This is a genomic window from Paenibacillus sambharensis (genome assembly GCF_003233845.1).
GTDB classification, from domain to species: domain Bacteria; phylum Bacillota; class Bacilli; order Paenibacillales; family Paenibacillaceae; genus Paenibacillus_I; species Paenibacillus_I sambharensis.
Window position 1 is genome coordinate 55,349 of the sequence record NZ_QKRB01000046.1, and the last position, 16,035, is coordinate 71,383.

General features: G+C 56.7%; 16 protein-coding genes. 7 read left to right on the forward strand and 9 right to left on the reverse strand.

From position 1 onward, the window contains the following. Positions 1-31 precede the first annotated feature (31 nt). The 4 genes from glpX to DNH61_RS15040 form a co-directional block, all read right to left on the reverse strand. Positions 32-997, reverse strand: a complete 966-nt coding sequence (gene glpX / locus DNH61_RS15025) for a class II fructose-bisphosphatase (protein WP_111147503.1) — start codon at positions 995-997, stop codon at positions 32-34. Positions 998-1,027: 30 nt separating this feature from the next. Next, positions 1,028-1,837, reverse strand: coding sequence for a pyruvate, water dikinase regulatory protein (locus DNH61_RS15030; RefSeq protein ID WP_111147504.1), 810 nt, complete (start codon positions 1,835-1,837; stop codon positions 1,028-1,030). Then, positions 1,834-2,493, reverse strand: a complete 660-nt coding sequence (locus DNH61_RS15035; RefSeq protein ID WP_111147505.1) for a helix-turn-helix transcriptional regulator — start codon at positions 2,491-2,493, stop codon at positions 1,834-1,836. Before DNH61_RS15035 ends, DNH61_RS15030 begins: the two co-directional genes overlap by 4 nt. Positions 2,494-2,702: 209 nt before the next feature. Then, positions 2,703-4,493: a M3 family oligoendopeptidase gene (locus DNH61_RS15040; RefSeq protein WP_111147506.1), complete on the reverse strand. Its 1,791-nt coding sequence runs from the start codon at positions 4,491-4,493 to the stop codon at positions 2,703-2,705. A gap of 219 nt (positions 4,494-4,712) precedes the next feature. Here DNH61_RS15040 and DNH61_RS15045 point away from each other — a divergent pair, with 219 nt between their 5' ends. Continuing rightward, positions 4,713-4,949 (forward strand): YycC family protein, encoded by a 237-nt coding sequence (locus DNH61_RS15045; RefSeq protein WP_111147507.1) that lies wholly within the window; start codon positions 4,713-4,715, stop codon positions 4,947-4,949. After that, positions 4,946-5,185, forward strand: a complete 240-nt coding sequence (locus DNH61_RS15050; RefSeq protein WP_111147508.1) for a hypothetical protein — start codon at positions 4,946-4,948, stop codon at positions 5,183-5,185. Before DNH61_RS15045 ends, DNH61_RS15050 begins: the two co-directional genes overlap by 4 nt. A gap of 19 nt (positions 5,186-5,204) precedes the next feature. On the opposite strand, the gene DNH61_RS15055 is transcribed toward DNH61_RS15050, so the two are convergent. Further along, positions 5,205-5,906, reverse strand: a complete 702-nt coding sequence (locus DNH61_RS15055; protein WP_425452250.1) for a DUF2225 domain-containing protein — start codon at positions 5,904-5,906, stop codon at positions 5,205-5,207. Between the two features lies 1 nt (position 5,907). Next, positions 5,908-6,300 carry a globin domain-containing protein gene (locus tag DNH61_RS15060; protein WP_111147510.1) on the reverse strand — a complete coding sequence of 131 codons (393 nt, stop codon included), beginning with the start codon at positions 6,298-6,300 and terminating at the stop codon, positions 5,908-5,910. Positions 6,301-6,401: 101 nt separating this feature from the next. Between DNH61_RS15060 and DNH61_RS15065 the strand changes: the two genes are divergently transcribed. The 3 genes from DNH61_RS15065 to DNH61_RS15075 all read left to right on the forward strand — a co-directional run bounded on the left by DNH61_RS15065 (position 6,402) and on the right by DNH61_RS15075 (position 9,571). Then, complete coding sequence (locus DNH61_RS15065) at positions 6,402-7,229, forward strand: potassium channel family protein (RefSeq protein WP_111147511.1); 828 nt, start codon at positions 6,402-6,404, stop codon at positions 7,227-7,229. Positions 7,230-7,619: 390 nt separating this feature from the next. Further along, positions 7,620-8,672: a sporulation integral membrane protein YlbJ gene (gene ylbJ, locus DNH61_RS15070; RefSeq protein WP_245948193.1), complete on the forward strand. Its 1,053-nt coding sequence runs from the start codon at positions 7,620-7,622 to the stop codon at positions 8,670-8,672. Between the two features lie 101 nt (positions 8,673-8,773). Then, a complete protein-coding gene (locus DNH61_RS15075) occupies positions 8,774-9,571 on the forward strand; it encodes an NAD kinase (RefSeq protein WP_111147513.1) in 798 nt (265 codons plus the stop codon). A 124-nt stretch (positions 9,572-9,695) separates the two neighbouring features. Here DNH61_RS15075 and DNH61_RS15080 read toward each other — a convergent pair whose 3' ends face one another. Then, complete coding sequence (locus tag DNH61_RS15080) at positions 9,696-10,772, reverse strand: M23 family metallopeptidase (protein WP_245948194.1); 1,077 nt, start codon at positions 10,770-10,772, stop codon at positions 9,696-9,698. A 200-nt stretch (positions 10,773-10,972) separates the two neighbouring features. On the opposite strand from DNH61_RS15080, the gene DNH61_RS15085 reads away from it, so the two are divergent. Then, positions 10,973-11,800 carry a response regulator transcription factor gene (locus DNH61_RS15085; protein WP_111147514.1) on the forward strand — a complete coding sequence of 276 codons (828 nt, stop codon included), beginning with the start codon at positions 10,973-10,975 and terminating at the stop codon, positions 11,798-11,800. Further along, positions 11,797-13,566, forward strand: a complete 1,770-nt coding sequence (locus tag DNH61_RS15090) for a sensor histidine kinase (protein WP_111147515.1) — start codon at positions 11,797-11,799, stop codon at positions 13,564-13,566. The genes DNH61_RS15085 and DNH61_RS15090 overlap by 4 nt, the downstream gene beginning before the upstream one ends. Before the next feature lie 29 nt (positions 13,567-13,595). Here DNH61_RS15090 and mutY read toward each other — a convergent pair whose 3' ends face one another. Continuing rightward, positions 13,596-15,056: an A/G-specific adenine glycosylase gene (gene mutY, locus DNH61_RS15095; protein ID WP_425452251.1), complete on the reverse strand. Its 1,461-nt coding sequence runs from the start codon at positions 15,054-15,056 to the stop codon at positions 13,596-13,598. Beyond that, positions 15,040-15,978, reverse strand: a complete 939-nt coding sequence (locus DNH61_RS15100; protein WP_111147516.1) for an AraC family transcriptional regulator — start codon at positions 15,976-15,978, stop codon at positions 15,040-15,042. The genes mutY and DNH61_RS15100 overlap by 17 nt, the downstream gene beginning before the upstream one ends. Between the last annotated feature and the right edge of the window lie 57 nt (positions 15,979-16,035).

The following is a 16,035-nucleotide window of genomic DNA, read 5'->3' on the forward strand; positions in this document are numbered from 1 at the left end:
GCCTTCGCTGCCCTGCCGTCTTCCGGCCGGATTACTTGCGCAGCAGCGGCTTATTCGGCAAATAGTGGAGGGATTTGATATAACGGATCGTCCGTGTCTTCCCCCTCATGACCATGGAATGAGTCTCGGCCCGCTGATCCGGCAAATAACGGACCCCGCCAAGAAATTCGCCCGGCGTTACACCGGTTGCGGCAAATATGACATCCCCGGTGCCAACCATATCGTCCATTGTCAGAACGCGGCGCGGGTCTGTGATGCCCATGTCGATGCAGCGTTGAAACTGCTCGTCGTTCTCCGGCATGAGCCTGCCCTGAATTTCTCCGCCCAGGCATTTCAGCGCAGCAGCGGCGAGCACCCCTTCGGGAGCGCCTCCCGAGCCGACATACAAGTCTATACCCGTTTCAGGAAAGGACGGCGCCATTGCACCGGCAACATCGCCGTCAGAGAGAAACTTGATCCGTACACCGGCTGCGCGAAGCTCAGCCGTAATCTCCGCATGGCGGTCCCGGTCCAGCAGAATCACAGTCAGATCCGACAGCGGCTTGCCAAGCGCAAGCGCAGCCTTCTCAACTGTCGTCCGGATCGGGTCCAGCACGTTCAGCTTGCCGGCCAAGGCCGGTCCAACCGCGAGCTTCTCCATGTACATATCCGGCGCATGCAGCAGCTGTCCCTTCCCAGCAACAGCCAGAACAGACATTGCGTTGTTCAGACCCTTGGCGACAATCTCCGTACCTTCCAGCGGATCGACCGCCACATCCACCTTCGGACCGTTGCCGCTCCCCACTTCCTCGCCGATAAACAGCATCGGCGCCTCATCCATTTCACCTTCCCCGATGACGACCGTTCCCTCAATCGATACGGAATCGAACATTCGGCGCATTGCCTCGGTTGCTGCTCCATCTGCGCTGTTCTTGTCTCCCCGCCCCATCCAAGGGGATGCCGACAATGCCGCAAGCTCCGTCACACGTACCAGTTCAAGCGCTAGTTCCCTCTCCATACCGAACCTCCCTATTCTGTCTTGCCTGATCTATCCCGTTTCATTCATCCATCCCATGATGATACCGGCTGTTTCCTCAATGGAACGGCGGGTTACATCAATGACCCGGCAGCCCGCCGTTTCCATAACCCCCCTTGCGTAAGCAAGCTCTTCCTCAATCCGCTTCTCGGTTGCATAGGAAGCGCTCTGCGGCAGCCCCATGGACTTCAGCCGTTCACTTCGAATCATCCTCATATGCGAAGCTTCCATTGTCAGCCCAACTATTAGCCTGCCGGGTGTTCCCAGCAGCTCGGCAGGGGGCTTCACCTCGGGAATGAGCGGGTAGTTCGCCACCCGCACCCCCTTGTGAGCCAGATAAATGCTGAGCGGCGTCTTCGACGTCCGGGATACGCCAATCAGCACAACATCGGCCTGAAGCAGGCCTCTCGCATCCTTGCCGTCATCGAACTTGACGGCGAACTCGACCGCCTCAATCCGCCTGTAATAATCATCGTCCAGCTTATGGAGCAGCCCGGGCTCACGCTTCGGCATGCCGTTGAACGTGTCTATGTAAGCCTGCATCATCGGACCGAGCACATCGACAGCGCGCACGCCGTGCCGCAGCGCTTCCTCCCGCATCATCTCCCGGAGCTCGGGCTGTACAAGCGTAAAGGCGATGAAGCCGCCGTTCTGGGAGGCTTCCGCCACTACCTGTGAAATCTCGTCCTCATCCTTCACAGGAGCATACCGCTTAATCCGCACCTTGTCGCCGCCAAACTGCCGCATTGTTGCCTGGGCAACCGCTTCCGCCGTCTCTCCCACTCCATCCGAGCAAATATAAATCGTCTGCTGTGCCGTCATCCGTCCGCCTGCCCTCCCAACTGTGCAGCGGACACGATATCACCGAAGAGACTGATGACATGCGTCTTCGTAATCCAGCCCGTCGCCTCACGCCCGCTGCCCGAGCTGCTGTCTATGACCGGTAGGCAGTCCAGTTCATGAGTGACCATCTTGCGCACGGCATCCCGGACAAGCTCATCGGGCGCCGCTGTCACAATGTTCGGATAGCGGGTCATCACCATGCTGACCGGAATTGCCTCGGCATTCGGATTGCCAAGCGTCACCTTCAACAGGTCCTTCGGCGTAATAATGCCGACAAACCGCTGCTGACTGTCTACGACCAGCAGCGTGTTCACATTCTCGGTGAACAATGTCACAACCGCATCATGCACGGACTGGGTCTCCGCAACACTGACCGGTACCGCCTGCACCTCCCTAACTTTTAAGTGGTTGAAGCCGTTCAGCCTTCCGGACTCCGCCCGGTAAGCCGTACCCAGGAAGTAACCGACCTTGGGCTTGGCGTCAAGCATGCCCAGCATCACCAGCAGGGAAAGATCCGACCTCAGAGTCGGACGGCTTACTCCCAGCATCTCAGCCAGCTGGTCGCCTGTGACAGGCGCATGCTGCTTGACCAGACTGATTAATTCCAATTGACGCGCCGTGAGTTCGATTCCCATCCCCACCTGTATATATAAAATCAATTATTCGATATATAATGTAGCATAGTTAAATATAATACACAATATTTCCCTCCACAATGACATATATCACAAAGAAACCCGGTTCGTTAACCGAACCGGGTTCACTTTATGTTCAAATTCGCGGCATATATGATGTATTAATCTTTCCGCCGCTAAGGGGGCGATGAGCAGCTGTCGCTTCATCCCTACGCCTGATCAGCTGTCATCTCCAGAAACTGCTCGACATCCCTAACAGAGAGTGCAACCGCTTCTCTCCAGAAGGACACATCGTCAAGACGGACACCCAGATGCTTCTCGGCCAGCTCTTCTACCGTAAGGCTGCCTGTATCACGAAGCAGATTAACGTAACGTTCCGCAAAGGCGGGACCTTCCGCCGCCGCTCTTGCATAGATGCCGCTGCTGAACAGGAATCCAAACGTATACGGGAAGTTATAGAATGGCACTTCTGTCAGGTAGAAGTGAAGCTTCGAAGCCCAAAAATGCGGATGCACTTCGCCCAGCACACCGCCGAACGCTTCCCGCTGCGCCTTCTCCATAAGCTCCGACAGCTCATCCGCACTGACAAGACCCTGGCGACGGCGGTCGTAGAAGCGGGTTTCAAATAGGAACCGGGCATGAATATTCATGAAAAATGCGACCGAACGCTGAATCTTATCCTCGATCAGCGACAGCTTCTCTTCCCGGTCCTGTGCCGCCCGTACAGCTGAGTCGGACACGATCATCTCGGCAAATGTGGATGCCGTCTCTGCCACATTCATCGCATATTCCTGTGCAAACGGCGGCAGATCGTTCATCACATGCTGATGATAGGCGTGGCCAAGCTCATGCGCGAGCGTCGACACATTCGATGCCGTTCCCGAATAAGTCATGAATATTCTCGTCTCGCCGCTGACCGGAAGAGAGGTACAGAAGCCGCCCGGACGTTTGCCGCTGCGGTCCTCGGCTTCGATCCAGCCCTTCTCGAAGGCCATCTTCGTAAACTCGGCAAGGTCGGGGCTGAAGCCTGCAAACTGCTCTTCAATGAATGAAGCCGCTTCTTCATAGCCAACCTTGCGGACACTCTTGCCAAGAGGAGCTTCCACGTCATGCCAGTCCAGCTGCTCAAGGCCGAGCAGCTTGGCCTTGCGTTTCAAGTATTCAACCAGCGCAGGCTTGCCTTCCTCTACCGCCTGCCACATCGCCTGCAGAGTTGCTTCGCTCATGCGGTTCATCTGCAGCGGCTCCTTCAGTACAGAATCCCAGCCCCTGTGCTCGTACAGCTTCAGCCGAAATCCCGCCAGCCGGTTCAAGGCATCGGCACACAGATCCTCCTGGCGCGTCCATTCCTTCTCCCATACATTGAAAGCAGCCGCACGGACAGTCCTGTCTGCATGGGACAGAAGATTATCCAGCTGACCGGCAGAGTACACACGCTTCTCACCCGTTTCATCGGCGGCTTCAAATCTGGCCAGACTGACAATCGTGTTGTACAGCTCGCCCCAACCATGGTATCCGTTCACCGCCAGGTCTCCAGCGAGCGCCTCCTGCTCGGGAGAGAGCTTCTCCTTGGCCAGCTCCCGCCTCTCATTCAAATAAAAGGCCACGCGGGAAGCCGGTTCTTCAGCCAGCCAGCGTGTCCACAAGGCATCGTCCGCCTTGCCCAGCGCTTCATCATACCGCGTCATCAGCCCTTCAAAAGCAGCGACCAGATTCCGGATTCTGTCGTTCAGACCGATCGCTCTGCGGTCGGTCACATTCTCTGCCATCAGGCAGCCCGTAAACGAATCCGCTTCACGCAGGCGAGCCATAATGCTCTGCGCCTGATTCGTCCAGCCCGTAAGCTGTGAGGCTGTTACCTCCTGACCTGCCTCATTCAGTGAATCCGCCAAAGCACGAATGTCCGACTGCAGCTGCTCCAGCATCCGTGCGAAGGCTGGTGACTCCGAGCCTCCTTCATAGAGACTGTCCAAATCCCAGCGTACCGGTAATTTATCCATACCACTCTCTCCTCTCGCAATCCTTCAATATGTATGTACAGCATGAACGAGCTAACGCCTGCCAGCCTGCCGATTTGCGGAAATCAGGCCGGCAGTGTATAACTTTAGTATGTGATAAGACGACCAAACAGCCCTATTCGTTTCAAAAAATATGACAAGCAAATCGCCCGTCCGCTTCATCTTGCGGGCCTGCGATTTCGGCTACAGGAGGAACTTCAGATGGCAGGACCACTGCAAATATCACCCGATACCGCGATCAAGCTTTCCAAACAGCTGGGCGTACCGCTTGAGCACCTAATGCATATGCCAAGACATATTCTTCTGCAGAAGCTCGCCGAACTTGCCGCTACTGAACAAGCTGCCGGCGCCTCGGCCGCCGGAGACGGTCCAGGCAGCACGGACAGCAGCGCAAGCAAGGAAGCGCCGCGCCAGAGTGATCAGGATGAACCCTCATGATCCCATTCGAGCGCGCGCTTCCTTACGACCTGGTCATGAATGACCTGTATATCCCGGAATGTCCCTATTGCCACAGCTCCAACGTGCTGATACCAGTCAAGCCTGCTGAGCTTGACGATATCCGCTCCGGCAAGAAAAGGCTGCTTGTCTTCCCCTGCTGCCGCAGCAGGCTTACCATCATCGACGCAGATCGTGACTATCTGCTCAGCGACCAGGATTTGCCACGCAGACGGTAGCCCTGCCGTCTGCTGCCCCCTAAGCCTCTTCCATCTCCTCGGGAAGCTCCATCTCCTTCGCCTTCATCTCTTCCCTCAGAAGCTGCCACTGCTCTCTAGAGGCACGGATCATGGCAGCATCCACAATGCTCTTATCGTTAATGACCCGGCCGAACCACTTGACAGCTGCATACGGTTCATCCACCCTGCGGTGAAGCTCACCGATCAGATACATCAGCTTGGCATTGTTTACCGACACGCCTTCAACCTCATACACCTTGATATAAGCATCCAGGGCAAATTTCAGGAACCGCTGCTCCTGCTCCTTGTTGGACTTGTAACGGTAGAGCCATGCTATATGGTGGAGCAGCCCCGCGACAACCCGGTCCTTCTCCCCGATAATCTGGGCGCAAATAAGGGACAGCTTGTACGTGGCTAATGCCTCTTCCCAGCTGCGCGGTCCGCCATAGTCCCGGGAAACCCAGTTAACGCCGATCTTCTCATAGTATAATTTCCTCTGGCGGTCGTTCAGCTCCTGCTTGGCGTTCTCTGTAGAGGCGAAGCCGCACATTGGGCAGACACGAACCACATAGTAGTCGGGATTAACTTCTTCCTTGTAGTAATGGCAGAAGTCTGTATCCGTCTTAATCGATTTCTTGAAGCTAGGTCGAACGCGGGAGCTCATGAATTCATTCTCGCAGCAAGGACATTTAATCTTGACTTGAAATAATGGCTCTAACACCTCAAGCCTCCTCATGTTGGTCTGTGTTGATAAAGTGATGGGCGGGGCCTGACAATCTTTCGAGCAGCATCGCCTGCAGCTCCGGCGGTATGTCCGTCTCCTGCAGCGCTCTCCGCATGCAATCCAGCCAGGCTTCAGCCCGCTGCTTGTCAATTGGGAAAGGCATATGTCTTGCCCGCATCATCGGATGGCCGTACTGATCAGAATACAGCTGGGGCCCCCCGAAAAATTGGGTCAAAAACAAAAACTGCTTCTCCATCACAGGTGTAATGTCTTCGGGAAATAGCGGAGAAAGCAGTTCGTGCTCCTGTACTTTTGGGTAAAAAGCTTCAACAATCGCTCTCACGGCAGGTTCTCCGCCGATCGCGTCGAAAAGAGTATGAGAAGCGCTCATGCAAGTGCTCATCTCCATCTTAGAATATAGTAAGCGGAAAGTCATCCGACTCACCGTACAACCATTATAGCATACTTACCTATCGAAAGAGGGGAATACGGTTGTCCTTCAAAGTGCTCTACGAAACGATCATGATCTTGTTTATATTGACTTACGGTATCATCATTGTCGCCCCCCCGGACGACCATCCCTATCTAACAGATGCCCATCTGGCGGTCATCGACTGGATTGTCCTCGGCATTCTGTTCATCGAGTTTGTCTGGAGGTTTATCAAGGCGGAGAAACGGGGGAAGTTTGTTCTTCGCAGCTGGTGGGAAATAATCGCGCTTATTCCATTCGACCCGTCCTTCCGGCTCGTCCGGCTGCTCCGGCTGATCCGGCTCATCGCTCTGATCCGCTCAACGCCGCTGATGTGGCATCTGCTCCGCTCGGGAACGATTCTGCAGATACTCTGTTTCACGTTAGTCGTTATCCTGTGGAGCTCTGTCGGTGTGTTCCTGCTTGAAACAGGTATCAACGACAATATACAGAGCTTCGGGGATGCCGTCTGGTGGTCCATCGTGACAACGACGACCGTCGGCTATGGCGATATCTCCCCAGTGTCCAACGGCGGAAGGATTATCGCAGTATTCCTGATGATTACCGGGATCGGGATGATCGGAACCATTACCGCCAATCTTGCCAACCACTGGATTGAGTACAGCCAGATGAGCAAGGCTGAGAAGCCGGATGCCGAGAGGGATCTGAAGAGCCAGGTGAAGAACTGGGTCGACCGGATCGGAACAATGGACGATAAGGAATACCAATTGATGCTGGATACGCTTAAAATGCTGCGGGAGAGCGCCTCCGACAAGGATCCCGCTTCCGGTATTGACTCGGTAGGTCTGCCGACGCATACAGTACAGCAGGACTCCAAGCTGACTAAGTAGATTTTCGATGTTGCAAAACGCCAAAAAAAGCCCGCTTGGCGGGCTTTTTTTGGCGTATGTAGCAGCTATTGCGGCCGGACAGACCCTGTCCTTCCGTCTTAATAGCCCTCCCAGTCTTCCTCTCCGGGAACAAGGGATTGGCGGATAACATAAACAAATGCGCAAACGAGGATGCCGGCGATTACACTCATTAGGATCACCCCATGCATTTCGATGTAATGCTATTGTACCATACTGCTGTCGATTTTTCAGTCTTTTTTGCAAGCGTTTTCTAACTTTTTTTGAACACCTCTGCAGCAAAGATTTATGCCCTGTAGGGATGTTTGTCCCTCCTCTCTCATACCTATGAATTATGAACCAGGATATGAGTTAGCCGGGAGGTCGTTTACATTGCTTCGTACACTGTTAAGGCCGCTGCCCCTGCTGGCCTGGAGCTGCTCAGCACTCCTTCTGCTGCTGGCCTGCTTCCCTGAGGAGTCGCTACAAGCCTCTTCACGCGGTTTATCAATCTGGTGGGATGTTCTGTTCCCCTCCCTCTTTCCCTTCTTCATTATTTCGGAGCTGATGCTCGGCTTCGGCGTCGTACACTTCTTCGGCACCCTGCTGGACCCGCTGATGCGCCCGCTCTTCCGGCTGCCCGGCATTGCAGGCTTCGTCGTGACAATGGGCTACGTCTCCGGCTATCCGGTAGGGGCAAGACTTACCGCACAGCTCAGGGAGAAAAATCAGGTCACCCGCGCCGAAGGCGAGCGGATGGTGGCCTTCACCACGACATCGGACCCGATCTTCCTGATCGGCGCAGTGTCGGTCGGGTTTTTCCACAACGCCCAACTGGCGCTTATCCTTGCAGCCTCGCACTATGGCGCCGCCTTCCTCATCGGACTGCTGGCACGGTTCCATGACCGCAAAGCTCCTTCCACGCCACGCAGACAGGAGGCGGATAGTCCGCCGCTGCTTCGTGCCGCACTCGAAGCGATGCATAATGCGCGGATTTCTGACGGACGCGTGCTTGGAAAACTGCTCGAGGATGCCATTTCTTCCGCTCTTCGTCTAATGATCGTCGTTGGGGGCCTCGTCGTTTTTTTCTCCGCTGTCATGGAAATGCTGAGCGCCACAGGTACACTTGATCTGCTGTCTTCAGGCGTTCAGTCTCTGCTGCATGCTGCCGGTCTGCCCCATCAGCTGTCCGCCCCGCTTGTAAACGGGCTGTTCGAGGTCACGCTTGGCGCCAAGGCGGCATCCGAGTCGGGCGCCCCTCTGATCCACCAGGCAGCAGCTGCAGCATGGGTGCTTTCCTGGGCGGGGCTGTCCGTGCATGCACAGGTTGCCAGTCTGGTCAGCAGCACCGACATCCGCTACAAGCCCCTGCTTCTGGCCCGCTTCCTTCACAGTGTGCTGGCCTGTGCCCTGGTATACCTGCTGTGGGGCTGGCTTGGCCCATAAACCTGAGCGGCACTTCCGGGATATTACCCACTTTCATTGTAATCCGACCTTATTTTCGGGTATCATCAGGGTAGAAATGAATTCGGAAGGAGCCATCACCCTTGAGATATGTCGTAATAGACCGGGGCGACCCGTATTCGAAGGAGCTTGTCGAACGCTTTCACGAACTGGCCGCTGACAAAGGCTTCATACGGGACGACCATGAACCCGAGAAAGTCATTTCGATTGGCGGAGACGGCACCATGCTGCATGCTTTCCACAAGTTCACGGACCGCGTGAGTGATATCAGCTTTGTGGGGGTCCATACGGGACATCTGGGCTTCTTCGCCGACTGGCAGGCGCATGAACTGGAGGAGCTCGTTGAGGTCATGTCGACCTCCGAGCCAAGTTACGTGCGCTACCCGCTGGTCGATATTGAGCTGGAGACGCCTATGGGCAAGACGAACTACACAGCCGTGAATGAATTCACACTGAAGGGCGTCGATGGTACGCTGGTCGCCCAGATTGACATTAATAATGAGCTATTCGAAATGTTCCGGGGGGACGGGATCGTCATCTCCACCCCTTCCGGCAGCACGGCGTATAACAAGAGTGTCGGGGGAGCCGTTATTCATCCGTCCATTTCATCTCTGCAAATCGCCGAAATTGCCTCTATTAATAACCGGGTCTACCGAACGCTCGGGTCATCCGTCGTCCTGCCGCAGCATCATCACTGCGATATTATCTCCAAGAAGGAGCAGCGCCTTCTGCTGACTGTCGACCATCTCAGCATACAGCGCAATGATATCCAGTCCGTCAGATGCAGAGTATCGGACAGGAAGGTCTGTTTTGCCAGATACCGCCCGTTCCCGTTCTGGAACCGGGTGCGTGAAGCATTCATGGGCTATGAGGTCAAATAGCAGCAGTGCTGCCCAGCACAAATCGCCTGACATCAGCTTGAGAGCTGGCGTCAGGCGATTGACCTGTTGGCGGAAACAGCTCCAGAAACAGAACGTTTCCAGCTGCCCGCCCGTTATTTGCTGCTTAATGATCCTTGGACTCAGAAGTACCTGTTACCGTCTGCCCGTGCAGAAGCCCGCCTTCTTCCCATGCAATGTTCAGCGACCGGGCTTGCGCAAAATCGGCGCCACTCGATACCTGCAAGTGAAGATGCGGCTCACTGGAATTGCCTGAATTGCCGCAGCGGCCGATCAGCTCTCCCCGCTTCACCTGGTCTCCCGCCTGGACGGCGGCTGATCCCTGCTGCAGATGCGCCAGTATACTGTACTCGCCGCCGCCATGATCGATGACGACCACATTCCCCGCCGGCTCGGCCTTGTTCATCACGCCTACAGGCTCGTTATCCGCAATGTCATTGGTCACGTGAACAACCGTTCCGTCCGCCGGAGCCAGCACCGGCTCACCGAATGCATAGTAGCTCTCGTTAAGCTGCGGGTCCCCCTTATAGCTGTAGCCGTCCACCGCCTTTACAAGATCAGCCGCATACCGCTGAGACTCATAAGCATAGTGATAGTTGGACAGTTCATTATGCCCTCCCCATACGACGAGCCACTCTCCCTCGAAGGGATATGCGTATGTGTTGGCCGTTGTTTGCCCGTCTGTCTCCGGATAGGAACTAAGGTGCAGCACCTGCAGGCCCGCTATGTCGCCTTCGGCATCATGCGCAGCCATGACACCCTTGCTTCCTGAGGAATCCGTCCATACCCGGGTATCGAGTCCATTCAGCACAAGCCGTGATACCGGCTCGAACGCTTCAACCCCTTCTGTAAAAGAGTCTGCCAGCTCCTTCAGCTGCTCGTAGCTCACCGCTTCCTGCATCGCGCTGCTGAACTGCCCATACAGCTCTTGGTACCGGCCTGCAAGCAGAGCTGCCGCTGTGTCCTCGGGCTGAACCGTACGCCCTTTATCCTTTGCTTCCGTATTCTCCGTCTGCTGCGGGGCACCCATTCCTGACTCTTCTGCGCCAATCTCCTGACTGCCCGCTGTCTGCTCCGCTTGATTGCCCGGATTTCCTGCAGATGAACATCCCGCAAGTGTCAGGCTGAGCGCCATACCTGCCGTCAGACAGTATGTCCGGATAGCTGACTTGCTGTTAATCATTCTTATCCCCTCCCATGCACCCAGCTTAACACCGCAGACTTATTTCTCCTGTAAGCCCGTGTGAACGACAGCTTAATTATTCGCCGTCTTACCATCGCATGAACCCCATAATTAAGGTACTGTTAAGGTTCATCATGCCCCCGCGGGACACAAGACGTGCTACAATTCAGGATATAAAGAACAACTGGAGGAAGTCTGACATGAACGATGCGCCTATCTTGATCGTCGATGATGAACGCGCCATAACTCATCTGCTTGTGACTGTCCTTCGCAAGGAAGGGTTCACGCATATTGATACGGCAGGAAGCGCGGAGGAAGCGGAAGCGGCCTGTGGACGGACTGCCTATGCTCTAATAATTCTGGATGTTATGCTGCCGGGCCGCAGCGGCGTGGAGATCTGCCCTTTTCTCCGTCAGAAGACCGACGCGCCGATCCTGTTCCTCTCCGCCCGCACCTCCGACTACGACAAGCTGACCGGATTCGCCGTGGGCGGTGATGACTACATTGCCAAGCCGTTTAACCCGCTGGAGGTCGTGGCCCGCATCCGTTCCCAGCTGCGCCGGCATCTCCGGCATGCCGAGACTGCCTCGAGACAGCAGGCTATATCGGCGGAAGACGAGGAAGCCAAGATCCAGCCTGCCAAGGTGTACGATTATGGCAGGTTCCAGGTGGATGAACATGCTGGCGAGCTGCGGGTTGGCGGCAGGGCCGTAGCTTGTCCGGCTCTCGTGTTCCAGCTGCTGCTCTTCCTGTGCAAGCATCCAAACCGCCTGTTCACGAAGAGCGAGCTGTATGAGCGGGTCTGGGGAGAAGACAGCTGGAGTGACGACAATACCGTAATGGTACACATTCACCGGATCAGGGAGCGGATTGAAGAGAACCCCTCATCGCCGCTGTATCTCGTGAATGTCAGAGGCCTCGGCTACAAGCTTGTGCCGCCGCCTAGCGGGCAGCGCCAGACAGATTCAGCCTCTGCAAGGAGCAGCCTCGCTGGACAGGATGCGCAGAGCGGAAGTGAAGCGACATGAATATCAAACGCAGACTGACTCTGCGGTTCATTCTCCAGTTGGCTGCCGTGGGCGGCCTTGTGCTCGTTATTGCGGGAACGGCGATTTACTGGATGCTGCTTCAGTATGCGGAGATTAGTCTGACCAGGGATTTTGCAACCGTCGGGCTTGAGAGCCTGGTCGAAACCTCCCGGATCACCCCCGAAGGCTTGGCAGAATTTGATCCCGAGCTGCTGAAGCAGGTGGAGGCAAGCGGCGGGTGGCTGCAGAGCCTGGATGAGAGCGGCAGGGTAGTTGCATCCTACCATGTACCAGAGGACGTGCCGGATGCCTACGACCCTGGCCAGCTGGTTGCTTACTGGAACGGCAGCGCCGACTTCCCATACCGCACCTATCTGTGGATCAGGGAGAAGGACGGCGTCATGCTTACGCTGCTGTACGGGGTGCCGGATACCGCCTCCCGGCTGCTTAAGACGGCCGTGCTTGCCGGGCCGGAGGCAGAAGGCGAGAAGCTGATGCTGCCTGCAAAGCTGGAGCAGTCGCTGGAGCAGGCTGGTGCTTCCCTGCTGCTGCTGGACAGAACCGGGGTGGTGAGAGCCGCATTCGGCTCCCGGATACAGGCCCCTGAGCGATTTTCGCCCCAGGAGCTTGCCCTTCAGACCCGCTATCCCGAGCGATACGGATTTGATGCCAGCCTGCATTATAACGAAGAGAACGGCCAGACGCTTGTGCTGCGGGTACCGCTTGACCGCGCGGCTCAGCCCGGTGAACAGCCGCTTATACCCGAGGAGGCGCGTATCGTGCTGACCGGGGCGGGAATCGTGCTTGCTGCCATGCTGATCCTGTTCGGGCTGCTGGCCGTCTGGAATGCCCGCAACTTCGGGCTGCCGATGATCCACATGCTCAGCTGGCTGGAGGCGCTGGGAAGCGGCCGGTATGATGAGCCTGAGGGACGCAGGGGCCAGCCGCGAAGCCGCAGGCCCAGCGGCGGCTGGCGTTCCGGCTACCGGGTATACGCTGATGTCCTGCAGTCCCTGTCCGCTCTATCGCTAACCTTGAAGCGCAATGATGAGGAGCGTGCCCGAACGGAAGCGATCCGTGAGGAATGGATTGCCGGCGTAACGCATGATCTCAAGACGCCGCTCTCGTCGGTCAGCGGCTTCTCCCATATGCTGGCGGCGGAGCAGTATGACTGGTCGGCTGATGAGGTCCGATCCTTCGCAACTATTATGGTTGAGAAGACGGCTTATATGGACCGGCTCGTCAGCGACCTGTCCCTGACCTCCCAGCTGAAGAGCGGAGCACGGCCGCCCGCAAGCGAGCCCGTAGAGCTGAACGCCTTCCTGAAAAATGCCGTTAAGCAGGCAGCAAGCCACCCGCGTTTTGACAACAGTGATGTGCGCTTCGTTCCTGCACTGCAGCCTGTCACGATCGAAACATATACCCCATGGCTGCAGCGGATTGTCGATAACCTGACCGCCAATGCGCTCCTGCATAACCCGCCCGGCACATCGCTGACCGTCTCCCTTCAGGAGGACGGAAGTACAGGCAGGGGCGATCCAGCTCGTGTTGTGATCCGGTTTGAGGATAACGGCAGCGGCATGGATGAAGAAGTGGCCGCACGGCTGTTTGACCGCTACTTCAAGGGGACAGACACAGACAGTCCTTCGGAGGGCAGCGGCCTCGGCATGGCCATTACGAAGGGTCTCGTTGAAGCGATGAATGGAACGATAACGGTGGAGACAGCAAAAGGCCGGGGAACGGTGATCAAGCTCTTCTTCGCTTGATCTTCCGCCACCCGGCTTCCTTAGTCCATCTATTCAGCTTCAGCTTCATCCGGCAGGCAGCCGCTCTCGCGCTGCTCCCAGTAATCATTCAGCAGCCGGAGAAATACATTCGGAAAGGCCATTTCCTTCATGTCATCCTGCCTGATCCACCGGTAGCCTTCCGGCAGCCGGTCTACCAAGGCGGCCGAGGCAAGGGGCAATCCGGCATGGTCATACGAAGCGGCAGTCTCACGCTGCGCCGCTTCTGCGGTTTCGCCGCTGCCGGCCATATAGGCGGCGGGCTGTTCTGCTGCCAAGCCGGTATAAGCGCCGGCTTGGGTTCCGCCTGCGGACGCCGCATCCTTCAGCACAAATCCGAAATCGGCCAGGTACACCTGGAGATCCCACCGGATATGGCTGAACACATGCTCGGCGTCCCGCCACCAGCGGCGCGGCCGGATCAGCAGCCGCGCCTCCTCCGCCAGCGCGCGGCCCATCAGGGCCATGCGCGCTTCACGGTTTGCGCCTGGGGAGGCGGCAGCTTCGCCCGCCGCCGCAGGCGCATCCAGGGCGGCTGTGCTGCGCCGCCGCCCTCGGACAGGCCCGGCCGCTGCTGCCGAACCGGCAGCGACTGGGCCTGCGGAGCCGCCGCCCGGCGCGAGCACGTGCGGCAGCTCCCACATGCGCGCGAGCAGGCCGGACTCCGGCCGCTGGCGCACAAGGATGGCGCCGGCATGCGGCCCGGCGCCCTCCACGAGGGCGGCCAGCCGCAGCTCGGGCCGCGGCGGCTTCGCCTTCGTCTTCACCGGCAGTTCAAGCTCCCTGCCGGCCAGCCGTCCGGCGCACTCGGCCATCACCGGGCAGATCAGACAGCCCGGGGATTTGGGCGTGCAGATCAGTGCGCCAAGCTCCATAATGCCCTGATTGAAGTCGCCCGCAGCCCCTTCCGGAATCAGCGCGGCTGCAATCCGCTCGATCCCTGTCCGGACAGATGGCTTCGCGATATCATCCTCCAGGCAGAAGTATCGGGACAATACCCGCATCACGTTGCCGTCAACCGCCGGTTCAGGCCTGTTGAAGGCGATGCTCATTATGGCGCCCGCTGTATAGGGGCCAACCCCTTTGAGCGCAGCAACTGCTGTCTTGTCATCCGGTACACTGCCGCCATACTCACTCACTACCTGCTGTGCGCCTGCCTGCAGGTTTCTTGCCCTCGAATAATAACCGAGTCCCTCCCAGCACTTCAGCACCTCTTCTTCTGGAGCTTCCGCGAGATGCCGAATTGTCGGAAACTTATCCATGAAGCGCTTATAATAAGGAATCACGGTATCCACGCGCGTCTGCTGCAGCATAATTTCGGATACCCAGACCCGGTAAGGGTCGCGGTTCTCACGCCATGGAAGGTCCCGCTTGACAGAGCGGTACCATCCAAGAAGCTCCATCCCAAAAAATAGTCCAGGCCCCGCTGACGCCTGTTCCAGCGCGGCCTGCTGCTTATTCGTCATTGCCATGCGTCTCTTCCCCTTTAGCTGCTGCCGGCTGAGCACCTTTCAACCGTTTAATGTAGCCTTGGACATCCAGACTGGAATGCTCGGGCAGCCCGATCCCCTTCCGGTTGATCTGCCTGTACCGCGATGGAGAGATGCCGGTCTCCTGCTTGAACAGACGGGACAAGTAGTGATTCTTCATACCCAAGGCCCCGGCTATATCCGCCACACTCACATCGCTTGCCACAAGGAGTGCCCGTGCCATCTCCATTCGGCGCTGATTCACATAATGAATGGGTGACTGTCCGATAACACTCTTAAACATGGAGATAAAATAATTCGGATGCAGATAAGCTACCTTCGCCAGATCGTCCAGCGTAATATTCTCGCCCAGGTGATCATCAATGTATTGCATCACTGCTGCCATCTTGGTTACCAGCTCGTTTGCAGCAAGCTGCTCATCCAGAATCTCGCAGCCTTCCCAGTAGAGCGAAATAACTTCCAGCAGAGCTGCTTTGACGAGCAGGCCCTTAGCCAGCGTTGGCGAAGAATACGCGTCCACCATTTTACGGAACAATTCAGCTGCTGCATCAAAGTCTTGAGGCACAATATAGGCCGGCAGCTCCAAATTCTCATACATACCGGCATCGCCAAGATTAGTCCGGTAATGGCACCAGTACACGGAGACTTTCTCTTTGTCATAGATACCAAATGTCTGCTCGCAGCCTGCTGGCAGCAGGAAGAGCTGGCCAGGCCGGGATTCGTACCGTTTATTATTTAATACAACATAGCCCTCGCCGCTCATAATCAGTACCAGTCTGTAAAAGTCAGGCTGGATGCCGCTGATCACTTTACCGGGCTCTACTTCACTAAAAGCTGCCATGACGACATCCACCTGAAGATTCTTCAATATATTCTCAACAATAGACAGATACTGTGGTTTCATAGCCGCTCCTTACCCTTGCTTGTCATCTCTTGCTCCCATTATACAAGCTTGTGATTC